The sequence below is a fragment of the Deinococcus sp. AJ005 genome, assembly GCF_009017495.1.
Lineage (GTDB): Bacteria > Deinococcota > Deinococci > Deinococcales > Deinococcaceae > Deinococcus.
The window spans coordinates 1,562,170-1,584,703 of the sequence record NZ_CP044990.1; the positions used below are offsets into that span (position 1 = coordinate 1,562,170).

At 63.0% G+C, this 22,534-nt stretch carries 22 protein-coding genes and 1 tRNA gene; 13 read left to right on the top strand and 10 right to left on the bottom strand.

The annotated features are described in order from the left end of the window. Positions 1 to 134 precede the first annotated feature (134 nt). Positions 135 to 1,682: a catalase gene (locus DAAJ005_RS09385; protein ID WP_151846891.1), complete on the top strand. Its 1,548-nt coding sequence runs from the start codon at positions 135 to 137 to the stop codon at positions 1,680 to 1,682. A gap of 69 nt (positions 1,683 to 1,751) precedes the next feature. Next, complete coding sequence (locus tag DAAJ005_RS09390; RefSeq protein WP_151846892.1) at positions 1,752 to 2,201, top strand: Fur family transcriptional regulator; 450 nt, start codon at positions 1,752 to 1,754, stop codon at positions 2,199 to 2,201. A 57-nt stretch (positions 2,202 to 2,258) separates the two neighbouring features. On the opposite strand, the gene DAAJ005_RS09395 is transcribed toward DAAJ005_RS09390, so the two are convergent. The 9 genes from DAAJ005_RS09395 to DAAJ005_RS09435 all read right to left on the bottom strand — a co-directional run bounded on the left by DAAJ005_RS09395 (position 2,259) and on the right by DAAJ005_RS09435 (position 11,545). Further along, positions 2,259 to 3,557, bottom strand: a complete 1,299-nt coding sequence (locus DAAJ005_RS09395; RefSeq protein WP_151846893.1) for a DUF4139 domain-containing protein — start codon at positions 3,555 to 3,557, stop codon at positions 2,259 to 2,261. Between the two features lie 110 nt (positions 3,558 to 3,667). Further along, entirely contained in the window at positions 3,668 to 4,651 is a 984-nt protein-coding gene (locus DAAJ005_RS09400) for an ABC transporter ATP-binding protein (RefSeq protein WP_151848485.1), read from the bottom strand. A gap of 44 nt (positions 4,652 to 4,695) precedes the next feature. Further along, positions 4,696 to 5,754: an ABC transporter ATP-binding protein gene (locus DAAJ005_RS09405; protein ID WP_151846894.1), complete on the bottom strand. Its 1,059-nt coding sequence runs from the start codon at positions 5,752 to 5,754 to the stop codon at positions 4,696 to 4,698. Between the two features lie 73 nt (positions 5,755 to 5,827). Continuing rightward, a complete protein-coding gene (locus DAAJ005_RS09410) occupies positions 5,828 to 6,970 on the bottom strand; it encodes an ABC transporter permease (RefSeq protein WP_151846895.1) in 1,143 nt (380 codons plus the stop codon). Between the two features lie 6 nt (positions 6,971 to 6,976). After that, entirely contained in the window at positions 6,977 to 7,957 is a 981-nt protein-coding gene (locus DAAJ005_RS09415) for an ABC transporter permease (protein WP_151846896.1), read from the bottom strand. Positions 7,958 to 8,048: 91 nt separating this feature from the next. Further along, complete coding sequence (locus tag DAAJ005_RS09420) at positions 8,049 to 9,812, bottom strand: ABC transporter substrate-binding protein (RefSeq protein ID WP_151846897.1); 1,764 nt, start codon at positions 9,810 to 9,812, stop codon at positions 8,049 to 8,051. A gap of 342 nt (positions 9,813 to 10,154) precedes the next feature. After that, a complete protein-coding gene (secG, locus tag DAAJ005_RS09425) occupies positions 10,155 to 10,379 on the bottom strand; it encodes a preprotein translocase subunit SecG (protein WP_075831368.1) in 225 nt (74 codons plus the stop codon). Positions 10,380 to 10,397: 18 nt separating this feature from the next. Then, a tRNA-Leu gene (locus DAAJ005_RS09430) sits at positions 10,398 to 10,479 on the bottom strand. A gap of 106 nt (positions 10,480 to 10,585) precedes the next feature. Continuing rightward, positions 10,586 to 11,545 carry a nucleoside hydrolase gene (locus DAAJ005_RS09435; protein WP_192930912.1) on the bottom strand — a complete coding sequence of 320 codons (960 nt, stop codon included), beginning with the start codon at positions 11,543 to 11,545 and terminating at the stop codon, positions 10,586 to 10,588. 141 nt (positions 11,546 to 11,686) lie between these two features. Here DAAJ005_RS09435 and DAAJ005_RS09440 point away from each other — a divergent pair, with 141 nt between their 5' ends. Beyond that, on the top strand, positions 11,687 to 12,286 hold the full coding sequence (locus DAAJ005_RS09440; protein WP_151846898.1) for a hypothetical protein: 600 nt from the start codon (positions 11,687 to 11,689) through the stop codon (positions 12,284 to 12,286). 53 nt (positions 12,287 to 12,339) lie between these two features. After that, the gene (locus DAAJ005_RS09445; protein ID WP_151846899.1) at positions 12,340 to 13,080 is read left to right on the top strand and encodes a S9 family peptidase; all 741 of its coding nucleotides are present in this window, start codon (positions 12,340 to 12,342) and stop codon (positions 13,078 to 13,080) included. A 104-nt stretch (positions 13,081 to 13,184) separates the two neighbouring features. On the opposite strand, the gene DAAJ005_RS09450 is transcribed toward DAAJ005_RS09445, so the two are convergent. After that, a complete protein-coding gene (locus DAAJ005_RS09450; protein WP_151846900.1) occupies positions 13,185 to 14,093 on the bottom strand; it encodes a ferritin-like domain-containing protein in 909 nt (302 codons plus the stop codon). A gap of 202 nt (positions 14,094 to 14,295) precedes the next feature. Here DAAJ005_RS09450 and DAAJ005_RS09455 point away from each other — a divergent pair, with 202 nt between their 5' ends. From DAAJ005_RS09455 to DAAJ005_RS09495, 9 genes are all read left to right on the top strand, one after another. Then, on the top strand, positions 14,296 to 14,634 hold the full coding sequence (locus tag DAAJ005_RS09455; RefSeq protein WP_151846901.1) for a histidine triad nucleotide-binding protein: 339 nt from the start codon (positions 14,296 to 14,298) through the stop codon (positions 14,632 to 14,634). Beyond that, positions 14,634 to 15,356, top strand: coding sequence for an HAD family phosphatase (locus DAAJ005_RS09460; protein WP_151846902.1), 723 nt, complete (start codon positions 14,634 to 14,636; stop codon positions 15,354 to 15,356). The genes DAAJ005_RS09455 and DAAJ005_RS09460 overlap by 1 nt, the downstream gene beginning before the upstream one ends. Before the next feature lie 382 nt (positions 15,357 to 15,738). Further along, positions 15,739 to 16,785 carry an ATP-binding cassette domain-containing protein gene (locus DAAJ005_RS09465; protein ID WP_151846903.1) on the top strand — a complete coding sequence of 349 codons (1,047 nt, stop codon included), beginning with the start codon at positions 15,739 to 15,741 and terminating at the stop codon, positions 16,783 to 16,785. Between the two features lie 2 nt (positions 16,786 to 16,787). Continuing rightward, positions 16,788 to 17,582 (top strand): ABC-2 family transporter protein, encoded by a 795-nt coding sequence (locus DAAJ005_RS09470; RefSeq protein WP_151846904.1) that lies wholly within the window; start codon positions 16,788 to 16,790, stop codon positions 17,580 to 17,582. Further along, a complete protein-coding gene (locus tag DAAJ005_RS09475) occupies positions 17,579 to 18,364 on the top strand; it encodes an ABC transporter permease (protein WP_151846905.1) in 786 nt (261 codons plus the stop codon). The genes DAAJ005_RS09470 and DAAJ005_RS09475 overlap by 4 nt, the downstream gene beginning before the upstream one ends. 2 nt (positions 18,365 to 18,366) lie before the next feature. Next, complete coding sequence (locus DAAJ005_RS09480) at positions 18,367 to 19,071, top strand: hypothetical protein (protein WP_151846906.1); 705 nt, start codon at positions 18,367 to 18,369, stop codon at positions 19,069 to 19,071. Between the two features lie 10 nt (positions 19,072 to 19,081). Next, a complete protein-coding gene (locus DAAJ005_RS09485; protein WP_151846907.1) occupies positions 19,082 to 19,813 on the top strand; it encodes a hypothetical protein in 732 nt (243 codons plus the stop codon). 51 nt (positions 19,814 to 19,864) lie between these two features. Beyond that, a complete protein-coding gene (locus DAAJ005_RS09490) occupies positions 19,865 to 21,994 on the top strand; it encodes an ABC-F family ATP-binding cassette domain-containing protein (protein WP_151846908.1) in 2,130 nt (709 codons plus the stop codon). Positions 21,995 to 22,030: 36 nt separating this feature from the next. Next, positions 22,031 to 22,486 (top strand): hypothetical protein, encoded by a 456-nt coding sequence (locus DAAJ005_RS09495; RefSeq protein WP_075830819.1) that lies wholly within the window; start codon positions 22,031 to 22,033, stop codon positions 22,484 to 22,486. The last annotated feature ends 48 nt before the right edge of the window (positions 22,487 to 22,534 follow it).

Sequence of the window (22,534 nt, forward strand, 5' to 3'; positions counted from 1 at the left end):
ATGTTCATCCTTTGTGGTGGACATCTTAATTCATAATCATTATGATTAAGGAGACTGGGTGCGCGGGCGTGCGCCCGGCTTTTCCCTGTTCCGGCAGCCCGTCCACTGCCACCCCTCCCCAAGGAGTGTTCCCCATGATCGAAGCCAGAGACAGCAAGCAGAACAAGGACAACAGCGGCCAGACCCTGACCACCCGCCAGGGCCACCCCGTCAGCAACAACCAGAACCAGCGCACCGTGGGCACCCGTGGCCCGGCCACGCTGGAGAACTACCAGTTCCTGGAGAAGATCAGTCACTTTGACCGCGAGCGCATTCCCGAACGCGTGGTACATGCACGCGGCGCAGGCGCACACGGCGTCTTTGAGGCTTACGGCAAGGTGGGCGACGAGAGCATCAGCCAGTACACCCGCGCCAAGCTATTTCAGAGCGAGGGCAAGGAAACGCCTGTGTTCGTGCGCTTCTCCACCGTGATCCACTCGGGCCATTCCCCCGAAACGCTGCGTGACCCGCGCGGCTTCTCGGTCAAGTTCTACACCGAGGACGGCAACTGGGATCTGGTGGGCAACAACCTCAAGGTCTTCTTCATTCGCGACGCGATCAAGTTCCCAGATGTCATCCACTCGCTGAGACCTGATCCGGTGACCAACCGCCAGGACGGCGGGCGCATCTTCGACTTCATGAGCAACACGCCGGAATCAATGCACATGCTGACCTTCCTGTTCTCGCCGTGGGGCATTCCCGCCAACTACCGCCAGATGCAGGGCAGCGGCGTGAACACCTACAAATGGGTCAACGACAAGGGCGAGGGCACCCTGATCAAGTACCACTGGGAACCCATGCAGGGCGTCAAGAACCTGACCCAGCTGGAAGCCGAGGCGATCCAGGGCAAGAACTTCAACCACGCCACCGAAGACCTGTATAACGCCATCGAGCGCGGCGACTTTCCCCAGTGGGAACTGCGCGTGCAGATGATGACCGACGGCGAACACCTCGAGCTGGACTTCGACCCGCTGGACGACACCAAGATCTGGCCTGAAGACCAGTTCCCGATGATGGCGGTAGGGATGATGACCCTGAACCGCAACCCCGAGAACTACTTTGCAGAGGTGGAGCAGGCCGCCTTCGGCACCGGCGTGCTGGTAGACGGGCTGGAGTTCAGCGACGACAAGATGCTGGTGGGCCGCACCTTCTCGTACTCGGATACCCAGCGCTACCGCGTCGGTCCCAACTACCTGCAACTGCCGATCAACTCGCCCCGCGCAGCAGTGGCCACCAACCAGCGTGACGGCCAGATGACCTACCGGGTGGACAGCGTCCCCGGCCAGAACCCGCACGTCAACTACGAGCCGTCCAGCATGAATGGCCCGAAGGAAGCCCCGCGCGATCTGCCCGAATACAGCCCGCACGTTGAGGGCCGCGTGCAGCGCGCCAGCATCGAGCGCACCAACGACTTCAAGCAGGCGGGCGAGCAGTACCGCGCCTACGATGACCGCGAGCGCGACGACCTGATCAACACCCTCGTGGCGAACATCTCGGCGGCCATTCCCGAGGTGCAGGCCCGCATGGTGGAACTGTTCACCCAGTGCGACGCCGATTACGGTCGCCGCGTGGACGAGGGCCTGAAAGCCGTCCGCGAGAATAAGAAAAAGATGGAAGGCAAGCGCGAAGCCCAGATGGCCTGAAGCTGATCAGCGGTGGAAGAACAGTGTGAGATTTTCCACGCTAGAATGGGGTCATGAACGTGATGTGCCTTGACCCTCTCTGAACTCCAGCGGCATCTGGAACGGCGGGGCCTGCGGACCACCCAGCCCCGCCTGCGTTTATTACAATTCTTCTCGCACACCGATGGGCACTTCACGCCGGAAGAGATCGCCGAACGCTTCCGGCTGGCCGGAGAACCCATTCCCATCGCCACGCTGTATCAGAATCTGCGCGTGTTCAGCGAGCATGGTCTGATCGGCGAGGTGATCGGCCACGGCGGCGAGTTGCGGTATGACACCAACCTGACCCCGCATTCGCATCTGCGTTGTAACCAGTGCAACAGGCTCCTAGACGTCTTCCTCAGTCTTCCTGACTTGCAACCTCAGGGCCAGGGCCACGACTGGCAAATCACCGGGGCCAGGGTAGAATTTCAGGGCATCTGCCCGGCCTGTCAGGCTGGAGGCGTTCCTCAACTGCCGCCAACGCTCGAATCAGACTGAAGCTGAAAAACCGCCGCCAGAGCATTTGCGCTCTGGCGGCGGTGCTATTTCCTTAGCTTACGAGTTGTCCACCACTACCGTGAAGCTCTTACTGGCCTTGCCCTTGGCGGGAACATCCACCTTCAGGCTGGCAATACCTCCGTTCTTGGTGGGCGCGGTGCTGTCGATGATGATGATTCGCCCGCCGACGCGCTCGGTAACCTCTGCCCGGATGGGGCGGTCCTTGCTGCTCTCGAAAGCGTAGGTGACCTTGTAAGTGGTCTTGATCACTTCACCCTTGCTGTTTTTGGCCTGATTGACGGTCTGAACCGTGCGGGTGTATTCCACATCGGGGTCATCGCCCAGACTGAACTCCACCGTGCCGCCCTCGCGGGTTTCGTCCAGGCGGGTCTGACCCACCAGACGGCCCTCCTCGCGCACGGTGATCGGGCCAGCGGGCAGGCGGGCGTCGGCCTTGAAGCGGTAGGAACGGTCCAGCGTGCCCGTCTGGGTGGCAACGTTAAAGTAGGTGTTGAGGCCCACGTAGCGCTCGAAATTGGTCAGCTTGGGCGTCAGAAACGGCAGGGTCACCACGCTGTTGGCGGGCAGCGTGAACGGTGTGGACAGCGCGTAGCGGTACAGTCCACGCAACTCCGAACCACTGCCGATCTTGGGGGCCGACGCGGTAACGGGGGCTGGGGCCGCCCGCATCACCATGTCCGCTGCCTCGAAGTTGGCCTGTGCGTTCGGGTTGGCCTGGACGCTCACATCGCCGGAATACAATTCGGTGTCTTTCACGTCATACGGCAGTTCGGTGGTGTTGCGAATGTCGGCCAGGGCCGAAAGTTGCGCGCCCGCGTTGCTGGCCTTGAGCGTGTAGCGCGGAGACCAGCCCACGCTACGGGTCAGGTAGACCAGCGTGCCGCTTCCCGCTTTCGGCAGGTTGTAGGTCAGCGTCTGCGAGGGGCTGACGGGATTGGTGGGCGGCGGCGTATCGAAGCGCAGTTGCTCGTAACGGACGTTGAAATACCGGCCTGCCGCGTCCTTGACCAGCAGGTCGCTGGCGCGGATCAGGGTCACAGGTTCGGTCTTTTCACCCTCTGACGTCGCCTTGACCAGATACACTGTCTTGCCTTCCAGCCCACTCAGCCAGTTGGCCTCTAGCTTCTGCACGGCGCTGCCGAAGGCCAGCCCGTCCAGTTCCAGCGAGCCGGGCAGCACGTTCTGCCATGCCTGCTGCGGCAGCGACACATTCAGGGTATTGCCTGTACTGGTCACAGGCTGCCGCACCTCGGCGAATGAGGGATAGATCCGCAGGTCGGTGGCGTTCGCCGTTCCCAGAGCCAGGGCAGCGGCCAGCAGCAGTGTCGTTTTCATACACGCATAGTTGCCGATGCCACTTTATGAGATGTGAGAGGGTCAGTCAGACGAGAATTAGAAAAGTCCGTCCCCAGCCAAGGAGACGGACTCTTGTGGAAAAAACCTGTCTACAGGACGTCGTCGCGGATACACGCCTTGAAGTGCTGGGGCGCGATCTCCCGCAGTTCGGGCACCACCTTGGCGCAGTCGTCAATGGCATAGCGGCAACGCGTGCGGAACACGCAGCCGCTCGGCGGATTGATCGGGCTGGGAATGTCCCCCTCCAAGATGATGCGCTGGCGCTTGATGGTGGGATCCGGCACCGGGGCGGCAGACAGCAGCGCCTCGGTGTAGGGGTGCTTGGGATTGTTATTCAGTTCGTGGCTGGGCGCGATCTCCATGATGCGGCCCAGATACATCACGATGATGCGGTCGCAGATGTACTCCACCACGGCCAGGTCGTGCGCGATGAACAGCACGGTCAGGCCCAGCTCTTCCTGAAGGTCCTGCATCAGGTTGACCACCTGCGCCTGAATCGACACGTCCAGCGCCGAGACCGGCTCGTCAGCCACGATGAACAGCGGATCCACCGCCAGCGCGCGCGCGATCCCGATGCGCTGGCGCTGACCGCCGGAAAACTCGTGCGGGTAGCGGCGCATGTGTTCCGGGCGCAATCCCACCTTTTGCAGCAGTTCGGCGATCCGGTCGATGCGGCCCTTACCTGGATTGAGGTTGTGAATCTGCATGGCCTCGCCAATGATGTCCGAGACCGTCATGCGCGGATTCAGCGATGCGAAGGGATCCTGGAAGATGATCTGCATCTCGCGGCGGTAGTCGCGCATCTGCCCCTTGGACAGCTTGGTCACGTCGGTGCCGTTGAAGATCACCTCGCCGCCGGTGGGTTCGATCAGGCGCAGGATGGCGCGACCCGCCGTGGTCTTGCCGGAGCCAGACTCGCCCACCAGCCCCACCACTTCACCACGCGCCAGCTTGAAGCTGATGTCGTTGACGGCCTTAACGTTGCCCACCACGCGCGACAGCAGGCCGCCACGAATGGGAAAGTATTTTTCCAGATTGCGGACTTCCAGCAGGGTTTCGCCCTTCTGGGTCATGCCGCGTGAATCTGCGGCGGAGGTTCTTGCGGCGACGGGAGCGGTCATGCGCTCACCTCCTGATCGGCCTTGGCAAATTCCTGCCAGCGAATACAACGGGACATGTGGCCGCCGCCGGTATCCTCCAGCGCGGGCACGGCCTTGGCGCAGTCAGGAATGGCGAACTTGCAGCGCGGCTCAAAGGCGCAACCGGGCGGCAGATTCAGCGGATTAGGTACGTTGCCGGGAATGGCTTCAAGACGTTTGCGCGGCTGACCCGGAATATGCGCGTCCACGCCAGGGCGTGGGATGCTGTTCAGCAGGCCCATGGTGTACGGGTGACGAGGAGCCTTGAAGATCTCGATCACGTCGCCTTCTTCCACTACACGCCCGCCGTACATGACCACCACGCGGTCTGCCATCTCGGCCACCACGCCCAGGTTATGGGTGATGAACAGGATACTCATGCCGATGTCTTTTTGCAGCTTGCGCATCAGGTCCAGAATCTGCGCCTGGATCGTCACGTCCAGCGCCGTCGTCGGCTCGTCGGCAATCAGCAGGGCCGGGTTGCACGACAGCGCCATTGCGATCATCACGCGCTGGCGCATCCCGCCGGACATCTGGTGCGGATACTCGTTGACACGCTTCTCCGGGGCAGGAATGCCCACGAAACGCAGCATGTCCGTCGCCACGCCCATCGCGTCCTTGCGGTTCTTGTCTTGGTGCAGCATCACCGCCTCGGCGATCTGGTCGCCCACGGTGTACACCGGGTTCAGGCTGGTCATGGGTTCTTGGAAGATCATGGCGATGTCGTTGCCGCGAATCTTCCGCATCTCGGCTTCGGACATTTTCACGATGTCGCGGGGCTGGCCGTCGGTCCCGGAGAACAGAATCTCACCGCCGGCGATCTCTCCCGGCGGCATGGGAATCAGGCGCATGACGCTGAGGCTGGTCACGCTTTTGCCCGAGCCGGACTCGCCCACTACACCCAGGGTCTCGCCCTTATTGAGATGGAAGGTCACGCCGTCCACGCTCTTGACGACGCCATCATCGGTGTTGAAGTAGGTTTTGAGACCTTTGACGGCCAGCAGCACTTCAGCCTTATTGGTGGCGTGATCGGTCATTTTTCCTCCATTGTTCGCACGTCACGTATCATACATGCCTGCGACACAATTCTCGCTGTTTGCGTCATGGATCTCACTGCCGCTTGCGCGGATCGAAGGCGTCGCGCAGGCCGTCACCCAGAAGCTGGAAGCAGCCCACCGTGAACACGATGAAAAAGCCAGGGATCAGGACCCAGGGCCGCGAGTTCAGGCTGGACAACCCACCCTCCTGCGCCTGTGCCAGCAGACTGCCCCAACTGACGTAGGGTTCCACCGCACCGATGCCCAGGAAGCTCAGGCCCGATTCCAGCAGGATGAAGCCTGGAATACTCAGGGAGAGCGTGACGATGATGTAGGTGGTCATGGTGGGCAACATGTGCCGCCACATCACGCGGTTGTCGCTGGCCCCCAGCGCGCGGGCGGCAGACACGAAATCCTGCTCGCGCACGCTCAGCAGTTGCCCGCGCGTCACACGTGCCAGCCCGCCCCAGCCAATGAACGCCAGAATGCCCAGAATCACGTATAGCGCGAAGATGGGGTTGATGTTCTGCGGAAAGACCGAACGTAGCAGCAGCAGCAGGAACAGGTACGGAATGGCCGAAATCACCTCGACCAGACGCATGATGATGGTGTCCACGATGCCGCCGAAGAAGGCGGCCATTGCGCCCATGAACAGGCCAATGAAGGTACTCAGCAGTACCGCCGCCACCCCGATGGTCAGGCTGATCTGCGAGGCGTACAGCGTGCGCGTCAGCAGGTCGCGCCCCAATGCCTCGCCGCCGATTAGAAAGACGTTGCAGCCAGCGCTGTCATTGCCGGTGCCGTACAGGTGCAGGTTGCCGGGGATAAAGCCCAGGATCTTGTACGATGCGCCGCGCACGCCGAAATAAATCGGACATCTGTCCGCCGTGGGCTTGTACTCGTTGACGAAGGTGTCCATGTTCAGTTGCTGGGTGTACTTGTTAACGAAGGGCCGGGTAAATGCGCCCGTCTCGGGGTCGCGGATATGCACCGGGGTGGGCGGGTGAAAGCGCGTGATATCAGAGGTGGAATAGCTGTTCAGACCGTCCGGGGCAAGGAACGGCGCGAACATCGCCATCAGGTAAATCAGGATCAGCAGCACGCCGCCGGTCTGGGCCAGCCTGTTCTTGCGAAACTGTTGCCAGGCGACCGAGAACTGAGACTGACCCAGCGAGCGGCGTTCGGCCTTCTGTGGGGTGGGAGTGGCGGTGGTCATGTCACCTCACCCGACCTTGATCCGTGGGTCAACCACGGCCAGCAGGATGTCCGAGAGCGCGTTGCCGATGATCAGCAGAATGGTGGAAATTACCGTGAATCCGGCGATCAGATACAGGTCCTGCGCGGTGATGGCGGTCAGGAGCATCGGGGTGATGCCCGGATAGGCGTACACCACCTCCACGAATCCGGCCCCGCTGATGGCGGCGGGCAGCAGGCCCCCGATGCCCGCGACGATGGGCAGGATGGCGTTGCGGAAGGTGTGCTTCCAGATGGCGCTGCGCTCGCTGACGCCCTTGGCCCGCGCCGTGCGGATGTAATCCGAGCGCATCACTTCCAGCATCAGGCCCCGGATCACGCGGGTCAGGCTCGCCGCATCCGTGACCGCCAGCACCAGCGCCGGAATCAGCAGGTGCTTGAGAACATCCCAGAACTGACCAGAGGACGACAGTTGATCGTAATTTCCACTGGTCATGCCCCCCAGCGGAATGTCCCAGCCGGTGGCGTTGCGAACATTCAGGATCAGGTAAATCACGATCAGGAACAGGAAGAAGCTGGGAAAGCCCAGCAGGAAATACAGCACCACATTAACAGCCTTGTCGCCAAAGCTGTTCTGCCGCACTGCGCCGTACACGCCGATGGGAATGGCGATGGCGTAGAAGAACACCAGATTGAGCAGCACCAGATACACCGAGTTCACGATGCGCGGCCAGATCACTGGCAGCACCGGCTGGGTGTACTGAAACGACAGCCCGAAGTCGCCGTGCAGCAGGTTTTTCATCCAGTAGAAGTACTGCACGTAAGCGGGTTTATCCAGCCCGAAAGTGGCGCTGAGGTTGGCGAGTTGCTGCTCGCTGATGCCGGGGTTCAGGCGGGCCGGGGTCAGGAAGTCGCCGGGGGCCAGCGAGATCACGAAGAAGATCAGGACGCTGGCCAGCAGCAGCGTGGGAATGGACTGAAAAAAGCGCCGGATCAGAAATGGAAACATGCCTCACCCCGTAAGACCGTGGAGATTATTCAAAGGAGGAAGGGGCAGTCCGCCCACAGCAGACCACCCCCCAGAAAAGAACGTGGCTGGATTACTTGATAAACGTCAGGGGATTGCTGCGGGTCCCGTAGTAGGCATCCATCAGATTGGCCGGGAACTCGCCGCCCACACGCTCATTGAAGGTGACGTGGAAGCTATTGCCCACCAGGTAAATGACGGCTTGCAGTTCACCTTCGGTCTTCATCAGCGTACCGCCGATAGCGAGGCGCTTGGCCGTGTTCAGCTCGGCGTCGCCCTGGTAATACAGCTTGGTCATTAGTTGTTCCTGACTGGTCAGGCACTTGCCATCGGTGGGGTTGTTGTAGCTGTGCAGGTTGGTTCCGCATGGCACCACGTTCTGTCCGAAGGACCAGACGTTATCGCCACCGTTCAGGCCCAGCAAAATTGCGTCGAAGGGGCGGTTCTCACCCTTGGCGGTCAACTGACCCACCAGCGTGTTGAAGTCAATGGGCGTAAAGTTAACCTTGACGCCCACTTTCTTGGCCTCGTCCTTGAAGATCTGCCCCAACTGCTCGCGGGTGGTGTTACCGGAGTTAGTTGCCAGATTGAATTCCAGCACCTTGCCCTTGGCGTCCACCAGGTAGCCGTCGGCGTTCTTCTTCTTGTAGCCGATCTGCGCCAGCAGCTTGGTGGCCTGCGCCAGATCGTACTTGTACTGGGGCGCACCCGCCTTCTGTCCCGCATCGAGCTGAGACTTGAAGATGGGGTAGGTGCTGAAGTACGTCTCAGTTCCCAGGCCGCCCAGCGCCAGCTTGATCATGGCGTCACGGTTGGCAATGTGGCTCATGGCGCGGCGGAAGCGCACGTCGCGGAACAACGTCTGCTTGGCAGTGTCAGCCGACTTGTTCCAGTTAAAGACAATCCAGGAGGACTGTGCCTGCGGGCTGACGTTGGCCTTGAGGTACGCCTTGAGGTTGCCCGCGTCGATGGCCTTCTTGATCTGCGCCAAGTCGTCCGCGTTGCGCGGCGCAAAGGTATCGATCTGACCGGCCAGATAGGCGGCCAGAGCGGCATTTACGTCACCCGTAATACGGTACGAGTATTTGTCGAGGTAAGGCAGTGCGTTGCCCTTGCTGTCCTTATTCCATTCGCCAAAGAACTTGTTGGCCTTCAGTACGGCACGCTCGCCCGCCTTGTAGCTTTCCATCGTCCAAGCGCCGGGGGAAACGATCTCGCTCGGGTTGGTTCCCACACCCCACATCTTCTTGATGGCTTCCGCGCCGCCCGCCTTGTACGCCTTGCCGAAAATATGGTCAGGCCAGGGGGTGTAACTCATCAGGACTAACGCCTTGCTGCTCTGCGCCGGAAAGTCGAATTGCAGCGTCATGTCGTTGATCTTCTTGATGACAATGGGTTTGTCGTTCAGGAAAAAGTTGTCATAGGTGTTGCTGCCCACCTTGTCGTCGGTATGGATCTTCCAGGTGGTGATCCAGTCGTCAGCGGTGATGGCCTGACCGTCACTGAACTTCATGCCGGGACGAATCTTAACCACGAAGCGCTTGTTGTTGTTGCTGACCACGGCGGGGCCATCGGCCATATCGGGGATGAACTCGTTGGTTCGGGGGTCCTGGGTGAACAGGCCGGTGCCGTCCGACATCTGGGTGGGCAGACTGGGTGATTCGGCGCTGGTGAAGGGATTGATGGTCTTGAAATCCGAGATGGTGGAATTGCGGAACTCGCCGCCGCGCTTGTTGGCGGTGTTCTGTTCGGCGGTCCAGGCAGCGGGGTAAACGAAGGGGGCGGCCATCGAGGTGGTCGCGGTCATGGCCAGGGCCAGGAACAGGGCTTTTTTCATGTGAATCCTCCAGAGGAATGGGGCGGGTCAGCGCCCTGATACACCTTGTGAACGCGGGGCTGCGCTAATGACAATCTGGAAATGGCGACGTTCCGGCGGTGGCCGGGCGCTTGGCCGAGTTGTCGTGGGGTTTCCAGCGCGGTCAATATATGAAGTGGCCTAGTCAAGGTCAAGCATAAAAACACCTTTCCTTGACTTTGCGTCGATCCAGACAACCCAGCCTTACGAATGAAATGTGAATTAACCGACAACAACGGTCAAAAACCCGGAGACAGCTCTCATGAGCCATATCCGGGCTTAAAAATTGCTTTCAGCTCTGGAAACATGTCCAGAGCAGGACAATCAGCGAGAAACGATACCGATCAGCAGGGCAATCAGCATAAAGAAGCCGCCCAGCACACTGGTAATGCGGACCAGCCCGCCTTCCACGCCGCGCCCGCCCAACAGAGAACCGCCAGACGCCATGCTGGCCGACAGACCCGCCTGACGCGGAACCTGCAACAAGATGAAAAAGACCAGCGCCACGCAAATCAGCGCGAACAGGACAAGAAAAAGATTCAGAATCATGGTTGACCTCTTGGTGTGTGGTGCCGATGGGGGGACTCGAACCCCCACGGTTTCCCGCTCGATTTTGAGTCGAGTGCGTCTACCATTCCGCCACATCGGCCTGCTTTGCAGGGTTTGTGCGCCCTTGAGCGCGCACGGAATCTTAGCGCGCCGGGGCGCGGGTGGTCAAACCCTCCCCGACAGGGGTCCATGCCGCAGAGTATTCCTCAGGGCAGCGTGGCGATCCGCTCCAGCAGCAAGGCAAAAAATGCCTCGTCGCGCACGCCCACGGCCACCCGCGCATTTGGGGCCTGTTCGGTCACGCCATGCAGATCGCAGACAGTGCGGCCAAAGTTGAGGCCCTCCTGAATCTCGATATCCACCCGCATGGCCTGCCAGTCCAGCAGCTCCGGGCGGATCACCGCCGCCGCCGCCAGCGGATCGTGCAGCGCGCCGCCGCTGGTGCCGTAGCGCACGCGGTACACGCCCGCATAGAAAGTCAGCAGTTCAGCACAGACCTCGCCCGCACGGTTACCCAGGCCGCGCAGAGCGGCGATTCTGTCGGGGTCTGCGATGCACTGCATGGTCACGTTCAGACCCACCATCCGCAAGGGGACGCCGGACTCAAAGACGATCTGGGCCGCGTGCGGATCGGCCAGCGCGTTGAATTCCGCTGCCGGGGTGCGATTGCCGCCCGTGGTGCTGCCGCCCATCCAGACCACCTCTTTGATAAGGGGCACGATGTCCGGGGCCAGACGGAAGGCCAGCGCCAGGTTGGTCAGCGGCCCGGTTGCCAGCAGCGTGACCTCGTGCGGGTGCGCCTGGACGGTACGGATGATGAAATTGGCGGCGTGTTCGGCCTCGGGCGCGTGCGCGGGTTCGGGCAGATGGGACGCGGGCAGGCCGGAGTCGCCGTGGACCGACGCTGCCGAGACCAGATCGGCCACCAGCGGGCGGTCCGCCCCGGCAAAATACGGCACGCCCGCGCCCGCCTTGCCCGCCAGGGCCAGCGTGACCCCGGCGTTGTAGACCGTCAACGGCAGGCCCACGTTGCCGTGCGTGGCGGTGATGCCCAGCACCTGCACTTCCGGGCTGGCCAGCATCAGCAGCCACGCCACGGCGTCGTCCAGACCGGGATCGCCGTCGAGAATGACTTTCAGGGGAGACGGGATACTGGGATGGCTCACCTCCCGATTGTAGGACGGACGGAGCGCTACACTTGACCCACATTCCTTCTCTGACCCCGGAGGTCGACCATGTCAAGATTGATCGTTCTGAGCATGTTGTGTGGCCTTTCGGTGGCATCTGTGGCGCAGGCTGCCTGTGATATGCAGACCTATCTCCCGCCCGGCACACGCACCTATCAGATGAGCAGCGGCCAGATGGCCAGCGGTGCGGACAAGTCGGTGATGACCATCAAGGCCACGCCGCTGTCCGGGGACCGCATGAACGTACAGACCACCATGAACGGCAAGACGACGCCCATCGTCTGGACATGCACGGCCTCGGGCATGAAGGCCAGCATTCCTGCCGGAGCGGGGGGCGCGCAGGTCAATGTGGACGCGGGATTCTTGCCCGACGCCCGCAAGTGGAAGGCGGGCTATAGCTGGAATAGCAGCAGTAAGGTCAATGTCAACGCCCCTGGAGTGGGCGGCATGAACATGACCAGCACCACGGTGAGCAAGATTGTGAAACAGGAAAAGGTCACGGTGCCCGCTGGAACCTTCACGGCCCTGCGCGTGGACAGCACCACCAGCATGAAAATGAGCCTGCCCGCCGGAACCAAGCTGCCGCCGGGCATGGATCTGAACCAGATGACTGGCGGCAAAACCTCCACCAGTGCGTGGTATGTCCAGGGGGTTGGGATGGTCAAGACCACCTCGGCAGACGGCAGCTTCAGCATGGTGTTGACAAAGATCGGGAAGTAGGCTCCAGCTCTACGTTCGCCACCCACTGCGCCACGTTCTGCCACAATTCCAGCATGGAACAGTTCGCGCAGTTTTCATTGGATGGGCAGCGGATGTACGGCATGCTCCACACCCCCGACGCTGACGCACCATCCCAGGGCTGGCCCTCGGTGGTCTTCGTCCACGGCTTCACCGGCAACCGGATTGACCACCACCGATTGCTGGTGCTGATGTCACGGCTGCTAGACGAGCGGGGCATCGCCAGCCTGCGCTTCGATTGCCGGGGCAGCGGCGATTCGCAGGGCGATTTCAGCGAGATGACCGTGATGCGCGAGGTGGAGGACGTGGCCGCCGCCGCCGAATACCTCCGCAATCAGCCCGGCATCGATCCCGAGCGCGTGATGCTGCTGGGCTACAGCATGGGCGGCATGGTGGCCTCTCTAGCAGCAAAGCAGGTCCGCGCCCACCGACTGCTGCTGTGGGCACCCGCACTGCCGGAGCTGTGGCTGCCCCTGCTGCGCGGCGGTGTGCTGCCCCCCACCATCACGGACAGGGACGGCTGGCCGCTGGGCCGCGCGTTCTTGCAAGAGATGCCACGCCTGCGCCCGCTGGAGGCTGCCGCCGACTGGAGCGGGGTGGCCCACGTCATCCACGGCGACGCCGACACGGTCTGCCCGCCCGAGTGGGGCGTGCGCTACGCCACGGCTCTAGGCTGCGACGCAGCGGCGATTCCCGGCGGCACCCACAACTTCACCAGCCTGGAAACGACGGAGATGCTGTACGCCGAAACGCTGCGGTTTTTAAGCGGAGGCTAGGAGCGGTCCAGCACGGCAAAACAGCCCGCGTGCAAGCGTGGGCTGTTTGTCGAACTTTTGGAGATGGGAGGTGGGCGCAGTAAAGGCCCACCTCCCACCCAGTTTTACTTGATCGCGCCGTTCAGGCCGTTGGGGAAGAAGCCGCCCTTGTTTGCGCCGGGGGCCAGATACACGATGTTCAGCACTTCGCGGGTGCTACGACCATAAGCGATGGCGTTCTTGTCGGCGGGGGCAAACACGGCGTTTCCGGCGTTGTCGGTCAGGCCCATGTCCTTGCCGCCGCCCACCTTGCCGCGCAGGTTGCTGATGGCCTGCACGACCTGGCCCACGTATAGCCCCGCCGCCGCCGTGATCTGGCGCTGCTGGTACAGCATGGTGCGGATCGCGCCGCCGTGATACGCCTCGACGGCCAGAATGCCAGCGGCAGCCTGAAGGTACGCGGGGTTGGTGATCAGCGTGGCCGCGCCGTTGTAGGCAGTGACGCCCACGTCCTCGAAGATGAACGCGCCGTGCAGAAAGAACAGGTCATTGGCGTAGGGGTTGAAGCCCTTGATGGCCCCGCCGCTGGCCGCGCTGCCTGCCGCCAGGAACGCCCCGTTCAGGTCCAGCACCGGACGCATCACGGCACCCTTGCCCAGCGCGCCGTACAGGAACTTGACGTGCGACAACTCGTCCTCGGCGATGTCGTTGGCCATCGCCTGCACGGTGCTGTCCTTGAACTGCATGCCACGCGCCATGTCCAGCCCGGCGGGCACACGGATGGCCGCGTCGCCGCCGATCTTCTTCAGCTCGTCCAGACGGCCCACGGCGGCCAGATAGAACGCCGCTTCCAGGTATTCCAGGTTCAGGGCAAAGTTCAGCACGTCGCCGTCGATGTCCTTGGCGGGGGCGGCCAGCGCAGGCGCGGCGAGGCCCAGTGCGGCCATACCCAGACCCGCCTTGCCCAGGAATCCCAGGGCGGCGCGGCGGTTGAGGGCGGTGGGGGCGGTCTGATCGGTGTCGTTGTGGGTCATGGGGAAAACTCCTTGGTGGCAAGAGGGCGGGGCGGGACAGCGCAGTGAGCGTGTCCTGATCGGAAGACGGGTGGGCGGGGCTGGAAACTGAAGTCGGTCTCTCCTGACTCAACCGGGTATATGCGGCGCTTCCCCAACCGGATCAGCCGCCACCAGAACATGAACGCCGCATGAAGGCCCGCCGCCTCGTTAGAGTGGGCGCATGACCGCCTCCCCCACCCTGTTCACGCGCATCATCGCCCGCGAGATTCCCAGCGACATCGTGTACGAGGACGAAAATTACATCGCCATCCGCGATATTGCCCCCAAAGCGCCGATCCACCTGCTGGTCATTCCCAAGAAGGTCAGCGCCCGCCTGGACGAGATCACCGACGCACAGGAGATGGGCCACCTGTGGCTGACTGCCGTGAAAGTGGCCCGCCAGCACGCCGCCGACTACCGCCTGCTGGTCAATTCCGGCGAGAAGGGCGGGCAGGTCGTCTTTCACACCCACATTCACATCCTGGCAGGCTGGGAAAACGGCCCGGATTCGGACACCTGATGAGCGATTCTGAATTTCAGGCTGTTCTCTTCGATCTGGACGGCGTGCTGGTGGACAGTGAACTCCAGGCGAACACCGTCTGGGTACAGTTGCTGGCCGAGCATGGGCTGGAAATCGATCTGCCCACCTTCATGGCCAATGCGGTGGGCGGCACGCACGTCGTTCTGTTCGAGTGGCTCAGACGCGACTACGGCTGGACGCGGCCCGAAGGCTTTATCCCGGAGATGGACGCCCGCCTGCATGAGGCGTTCGGCAGCACGCAGGCCATTGAGGGCGCGGCCCGGACGCTGGAACTGCTGCGCGAGGCTGGGATGCCCTTCGCCGTCGCCAGCAACAGCCTCCGCAGCCGCCTGAAGCGCAAGCTGGAAGCGTCGGGCCTTGCACAGTTGGTAGGCGAACACGCTTACGATCCGGCGCACGTCGGCGGACGCGGCAAACCAGCCCCTGATCTGTATGCCTATGCCGCCGCCCAACTGGGCACGGACATCACCCGCTGTGTGGTGATCGAAGACAGCATGACTGGCCTGAGCGCGGGTGTGGCGGCGGGGGCGACGGCCTGGGGCCTGCTGGCCGGGGGCCACGTCCACCCCGACAACGCCGCACATCTGATGGGGGCGGGGGCGAAAAAGATTTTGCAGACGCATACGGAATTGCAGGAGGCGCTGGAGTTGGAAGGTGAACCTCACGGCTTCAGGGCCGGGCCAGCCAGTCAACCTGGATAAAACACAGTATTTACATCCGTGAATAATGCAGGAGTATCGTCCCAGACGATCAATCTTGATCTGCTCGCGTGGGGCGGTTGCTGCCATTCTCTGCCTTCACACCCATGCCCGGAGGGATGTTTTTCTCCTTCTCGCTCTGCGCCTCCCTCTGCGCATCAAGCGTTCGGGGGGAGGCAAGTAGATAGCTGCGTACGCGATCAATTGCGACTCCCGGCTTTCCCTGGAGATCTGACGGCGAAGCCGACTGACTGGTACAGCTCCGCAGGAGAGGGTGTTCGTGGGAGCCACCCCATCCCCCCAACCTCGTCTTTTCTCAAGCCCATTACGCCATTTCGCCTACTGGTCCCGGAAAATCCGTTTCTGACATATCCTATGCAGACCTATGACCACATCATCCCCGGACGCCTCCGTTCACGTCCGAGACCTGAAAAAACAATACGCCGTCCACGAGAAGGAGCCGGGGTTTATGGGCAGCCTCCGCAGCTTCGTGAGCCGCAAGACCAAGTATGTGGAGGCCGTCAAGGGCGTGTCCTTTGACCTCGCCCCCGGTGAAGTCGTGGGCTTTCTGGGGCCGAACGGGGCAGGGAAGACCACCACCCTCAAAATGCTGTCCGGGCTGCTGCATCCCTCGGACGGCGTGGCGAGGATCGCCGGATTCGAGCCGCGCAAGCGTGAAACCGCCTTTCTCAAGCAGATCACCCTGGTGATGGGCCAGAAACAGCAATTGATCTGGGATTTGCCCGCGCTGGACAGCTTTCTGGTCAATCAGGCCATCTACGAGATTCCCGACGCCCAGTACCACGCCACCATGCGCGAGTTCACGGAAGTGCTGTCATTGGACGGCATCCTGAAAAAACAGGTCCGCAAGCTGAGCCTGGGCGAGCGCATGAAGTGCGAACTGGCCGCCGCGCTGCTGCACCGCCCGCGCGTGCTGTTCTTGGACGAGCCGACGATTGGCCTGGACGTGAATATGCAGGAGGCCGTGCGTGCCTTTATCCGCGATTACAACGAGCGTTACGGGGCCACCGTGATTCTGACCAGCCACTACATGGCCGACGTGACGGCGCTGGCCCAGCGAATCCTGGTGATTGACAGCGGCCAACTGGTCTTTGACGGCGATCTGGCGCGGCTGGCCGAGCAGGGCAAGGGGGGCGGCAAAACCGTGAAACTCAAGCTGCGCGAGGCCGTCAGCGCTGCACAGTTGGCCCCGTATGGAGGTGACGTGAAAGTGGACGGCCTGAGCGTTGAACTGACCGTTCCCCGCTCTGAGGTCAGCGCCCGCGCCGCCCGGTTGCTGGCTGATCTGGACGTGGCGGACCTGACCGTGGAAGACCCGCCCATTGAAGCGGTGATGGCGGAGTTGTTTGGGGCGGGAGAGAAGACGGCAGCTTTAAATGAAGAAGTGGAGAAGGAGGTGGTGAGCGGGTGAGCATGATCCGCAAAACCCGTGTCCTCTTCGCCACCCGCTTTGCCGAAATGGCCGAATACCGTGCCGAGGTCATCATCTGGATGCTGTCCGGCACGATTTCTCTGGTCATGATGCTGGTGTGGATGGCGCAGGCGGCGAATGCTCCAGGTGGGCAGATCAACGGCTATGACGGCTCCCAGTTCGCCACCTACTTTTTGAGTGTGTGGCTGGTGGGTCAACTGCTGGTGGTCTGGGTGGGCTGGGAGCTGGATTTCATGATCCGGCAGGGCACGCTGTCGCCCAAGCTGCTGCGTCCGATGGACCCGATGTGGCAGGAATACGCCGCTCACGTCGCCGAGCGTTTTGTCCGTATTGGGCCGATGCTGGTGCTGCTGGTGATCTTTGCGGCGCTGTCCGGCGCGTCGTTTACCCGCGAGTGGTGGGCCTACCCGGTCACGCTGGGCCTGTGCATCCTGGGCTTTACCTGCCGCTTTCTCTACGAGTACACCCTGGGTCTGCTGGCCTTCTGGACCGAAAGCAGCACCAGCTTTTCGGAAGTGGCGTGGTTGCTGTACGCCGCACTGGGCGGCCTGTTCGCCCCTCTGACCTTCTACCCGCAGTGGGTGCAGGACATCGCGGTTTGGACACCGTTTCCCTACATGCTGGGGCTGCCTGCGCAATTGCTGGCGGGCAAGGCCACGCTGGCGCAGGCAGGCTCTGGCGCACTGATTCTGTTCGGCTGGGTGGTTTTCTTCTGGTTCGCACGGCTGCTGGTGTGGCGGCTGGGTCTGAAGAAATACGGGGCAGTGGGGGCGTGACCCGTTACCTCCGCCTCGTCCGCATCTTCACCGGGGCCACGGTCTCGGCACAGCTAGAGTACCGGGCCAACTTTATCGGGGCCGTGCTGAGCAGTCTGGGACAGGTGGGCGTGGCGCTGCTGGCCATTGGCGTGCTGTTCGGGCAGGGCAGCGACACGGTGGGCGGCTGGAGCTTCCGTGAGGCACTGCTGGTCACCGGTTTTTTCATCCTCACCGAAGGGTTTATCGCCGTGTTCATCCAGCCCAGCATGAGCCGTATTGCCGAGGCCATTCGCACTGGGAGCATGGATTTCACGCTCCTGAAGCCGGTAGACGCGCAGTTCAGCGTCAGCACGCGTTACCTGAACGTGCTGCGCGTGCCCGACATCCTGATCGGGCTTGGATTGATCGTGTACGCGGCCTCAGCGTTGACCATCACGCTGGGGGGCGTACTGATCGCTGCCGTGCTGTATCTGTCGGCGCTGACCATCGTGTATTGCATCTGGCTGGCGCTATCCACCACGGCGTTCTGGTTCGTCAAGACTCAGAACGTGGCCGAGCTGTTCAACGGCGTGTTTGGCGCGGCGCGTTTTCCCGTCACAGCTTTTCCAGTGCCTGTGCGTTTCGCGCTGACGTTTGTGGTGCCCATCGCCCTGATCACCACCGTCCCCGCACAGGCCATGACCGGGCGGCTGTCGCCCGCGCTGGCGATTGCCTCGCCGCTGGTGGCGCTGGCGCTGTTCGCCGTGACGCGCTGGTTCTGGCTCAGGGCCGTCGCCAGTTACACGAGTGCCAGCAGTTGAACGTGGAAGACAGGCTAAAACGCCTGACCGCCGCACTGTCACAGCAGGGGTTTGAACTTTGTGCGGAGGCGGATTTCTCCAGTCTCGCCACTCTGGATGCTTCGTTGCAGGTGCAAGACATCATTCTGGAGGCCACAACCCTGCGTGACGCGGCCTGGGCTGCACTGGGCCAGCCTCGCCCCCGCAGCGTCACACTCACGCCCGAAGCCCGCGTTCGCCTGTCCCACCTGACCGACTTGCGCGACGTGTTCTCGCCTGCCGACGCTGAACGGGTGGGGCGTGAATTCGCGGACGAGAAGTGGCTGGCCCCCGATCTGCTGGCCGCGCGTCCGTGGCTGATGTCTACCACGCCTCCAAAGCAAGTGATTTCCGATGTGATGCACTCGCAGTGGTCTGGATTAGTGGCGCTGCTGGGGGAATACGGTCCGTGGGTCTATGCGGCGAATGTGGCGGATTTGCAGATTCTGGGGCGGCTGTACGGCGAACTGGTCAGGACAGCGTCCGTGTCCTCCGAAGACGAGGTGCTGGACGCGGCTTTCAAACAGACGGAACATCCCTCGCTGCTGGCCCGGCTGGAGGCCACCGACTACCGCCAGCCATCTGCTCTGGACGCTGATCTGATGGCGCTGGAATCCGCTTTCTGGGCGGCGGTGCGGGCACAGGCACGGCGGGACTGGGAAGCGTGGCAGGCCCGGCGCAGCGGTTAAGCTGAGTAGCATGACGAATCTTCTTGCCAATCGGTGGGGCATTCGCTCGTGGCCTGGGCGTTCCCTGAGTCTCTCCCTGCTGCTCTCTGCTGGCATGGCCTTGGCGCAATATTCGCCTTCCGGGACTTTCGATCTGGGCGTGGGTTTCGGCCAGACAGCGCTGAGCAGTTCCATCCTTCAGGGAACCCTCGAACTGCCCCTCAAGTCGGGCAAGACCACAGTCCCGCCCGCCTACAGACCCGATCCGCGACTGGCCGTGACGTTCAGTGAAGCCCGTCTGGCGCTGTTCCGGCAGACGCTGGCCGATCAGGCCCTGAAGGGAAAGTCCCAGCAGGAGAAGCAGAGCTTCGTTGCCCACCTGAAGGACAACGATCTGGTGAATGGCCTGTGGGTCTTCAATGCGTTCGATCAACGCAGTCCGGGCCTACCGGAACTGGTGGCCACCTATCTGGGCGGGATGTGGAAGCAGGTCTCTGGCAGGAGTCCTGATCCGGCCAAGCTGGACATCCTCAGAAGCCAGCTTCAGCGGTCTATGCTTCAGCCAGCCCATTTCTCCAGAATCAAGGCCATGTCAGCCGATCAGCGCCTGGACTGGATGTTTGGCCTGTCGTATGACCACGACGCTCTGGCTCAGGACGGTCTCTTCAACAATGATCAGACAAGTCGGCAGCAACGCGCCCGTCTGGCCCTCGAATCCAGCAGGGGCAACGGCTTTGATCTGAATGGACTTGACCTGAAGTAAGCGTGAGCCTCGCCGATTTTTCCCCGTCACATGTGCGCTAGCCTCCTCCCCGTGTCCACGCTGATCACTGCCGAAAACCTGACCGTGTTCTACGCGGAGCGGGCGGTGCTGCGTGACGTGTCCCTGAGCGTTTCGAGCGGTGAGCGTGTGGCGCTGCTGGGCCGCAACGGGGCGGGCAAAACCACCCTCCTGCGTGTGCTGACGGCGGAGTTACTGCCCGAGGAAGGCACGGTCTGGCGTGCGGACGGCCTGCGCCTGGGCGTGCTGGAGCAGCACCACACGCACCCGCTGGGCAAGACGGTGCGTGCCCTGGTAGACGCCGCGCACCCCTACCGCGAGCTGGAAGCCGAGCTGCTGGCGCTGGAGGCCGATCTGGGTGATCCGGCAGTCCTGGCCGCCTGGACGGACCTGAACGCTCGCCTGGAGGACGCCGAGGCTTACGCGTGGCCCTCGCGCGTGGCCCGCGTGCTGGGGATGCTGGACCTGACCCGTTTTCTGGGCCGTGAGGCCGCCACCCTGTCTGGTGGCGAGCGCACCCGGCTAGCGCTGGCCCTGGCCCTGGCCCGCGAACCCGATCTGCTGCTGCTGGACGAACCCACCAACCACCTGGATATCCGTATGCGCGAGTGGCTGGAAGGCTGGCTGCGGACTTTCCGGGGTGGCGTGATCCTGACCAGCCATGACCGCGATTTTCTGGACGCGGTGGCCGAACGTAGCTTGTGGCTGGAGGCAGGCGAGGCCACCCCGTATCCCGGCGGGTACACCCGCGCCAGGGCACAGCGCGATCTGGAGCGGCGCACCCAGGAACGCGCTGCAAAGCTCTCGGCACAGGAACAGCGCCGACTGGTGGGCAGTGCGGAGAATCTGGACCGCTGGGGCCGCCGCTCACGCGGCCTCAAATCCCGTGCCGAGCGGCTGCCAAATGCTGAGGCCCCACTGCCTGAACGCCAACTGCGAATGCGCCTGCTGGCCGGAAGCGCCCGCGCCCCGCTGGTGGCCTGGGGCGATCACCTGTCCAAGTCCTACGACGGGCGCAATGTCATTTCAGGCGTGGCCTTCAAGCTGCGCCAGGGGGACCGCGTGGCTTTAATGGGCGCGAACGGTACGGGCAAGACCACCCTGATGAAACTGCTGTCGGGCGAGGAACACCCGGACGCAGCCGCTGGCCTGGGCGAACCCGCCCCCGTGCTGCGTGTGGCTGGCGGCGTGACCGTCGCCAGCCTGGACCAGACCTGGCACGGCCTGCTGCCCGGTGAGGGCCTGCACGCCCAGTTCACGGGCCGCTTCGGCAAGCAGGCCACCACCCTGCTGGGCCGCGCGGGCTTCACCGAGGCCGACTGGCCCAAAACCCCGCGTCAGCTCTCCGGCGGCGAGCGGGCGCGGGCGGGTCTGGCGCTGGTGAGTGCCCTGCGCGCCGATCTGCTGCTGCTGGACGAACCTACCAACCATCTGGACATTGAGGCGCTGGACGCGCTGGAGGCCGCCGTCCATGCCTACGGCGGCGCGGTGGTGATCGTGACGCATGATCGCCGCTTTGCCCGCGAGGTCAGCAACCGTCTGTGGGTCATCGAGGACGGCCAGCTCCGCGAGGTCACGGGCTGGGGCAGCCGCGAGTACACGGACCCGGCGCGGCACCTTCAGGGCGATCCGCCGCCACCCCCGCCGCGTCCCAGCGCCCGGCAACGGCTGGTCCACATCGAAAACCAGTTGGCCGATGTCCGCACGGCGCTGGATTCCACCCCCGGCGGCCTCAGCGGGCGCGAGGAAGGGCGGCTGCGGTCCCAGGCACACCAATTGCAGCAGCATCTCTATGACCTGTATGCCGAGGCGTTCGAGTGCCCGCAGTACGACATCCAGGTCCGTGAGCCGCCGCTGACGGTGCGTGCCCAGCGGCTGGGAGAGGCGGGCGGCATGTTCTGGGCCGCGCGGGATGATACCTGCCCGCATCTGGCCTGGGACGGAACGGTCCTGCGCTGGAGCGCCCTGCCCCCCGACTGGTACGGCGCGGCGCTGCTGGGCGGAGCGCTACGAATCCTGTTCGAGCGCTGGAACGCGGGCCGGGTCCAACTGGGTGAGGGCGGCCCCACGCTGACCCGTCGCCAGTATTTCGAGCGGCTGGGATTGATCCGCACGCCAGCGTCCTCATCTGCACCGTCCTCACCGGCATCACCACAGGCGTAACCCCACGGTCATGCGCCGCCCGCTATACTTCCGCGCATGGACGACCTCATCAAAGGACGCCTCGGGGGCACGGACGGATATGACATCCGCTGCACCATCGAGGGCGACAGTATTTCGGGCCGCGCAGGCGGCAAGTTACACGGCAAGGACATCGATCTGGAAATCACCGAGCGCGGCGTGCAGGGCACCGTGGGCAACGATCCGGTCAAGATCGAGCTGGACGGCGGCGAACTGCGCGGCAACGTGGGCAGCCAGAAGCTGGTGCTGCGCGGCGTGGACCGCGTGACCGGCTTCATGGGCGAACCCATCGTCGGCTGGAACGTGGTGGCGCAGCAGACCGGCGAGCATCTGAGCGGGCAACTGGGCAGCACCGTGCTGGGCCGCCCCTTCGAGATGGAACTGGGCAGCGCCCCCGGCTGGGTCGGCACCCTGGTGGCCCTGGTGGCCTTCTACGCCCTGGAACCCCGCGCCAGCGTGACCGTCAGCCGCTAAACCTGATCTTTTCAGAAGAGGGCCGCCGATGCTGGGCGGCCCTTCTTC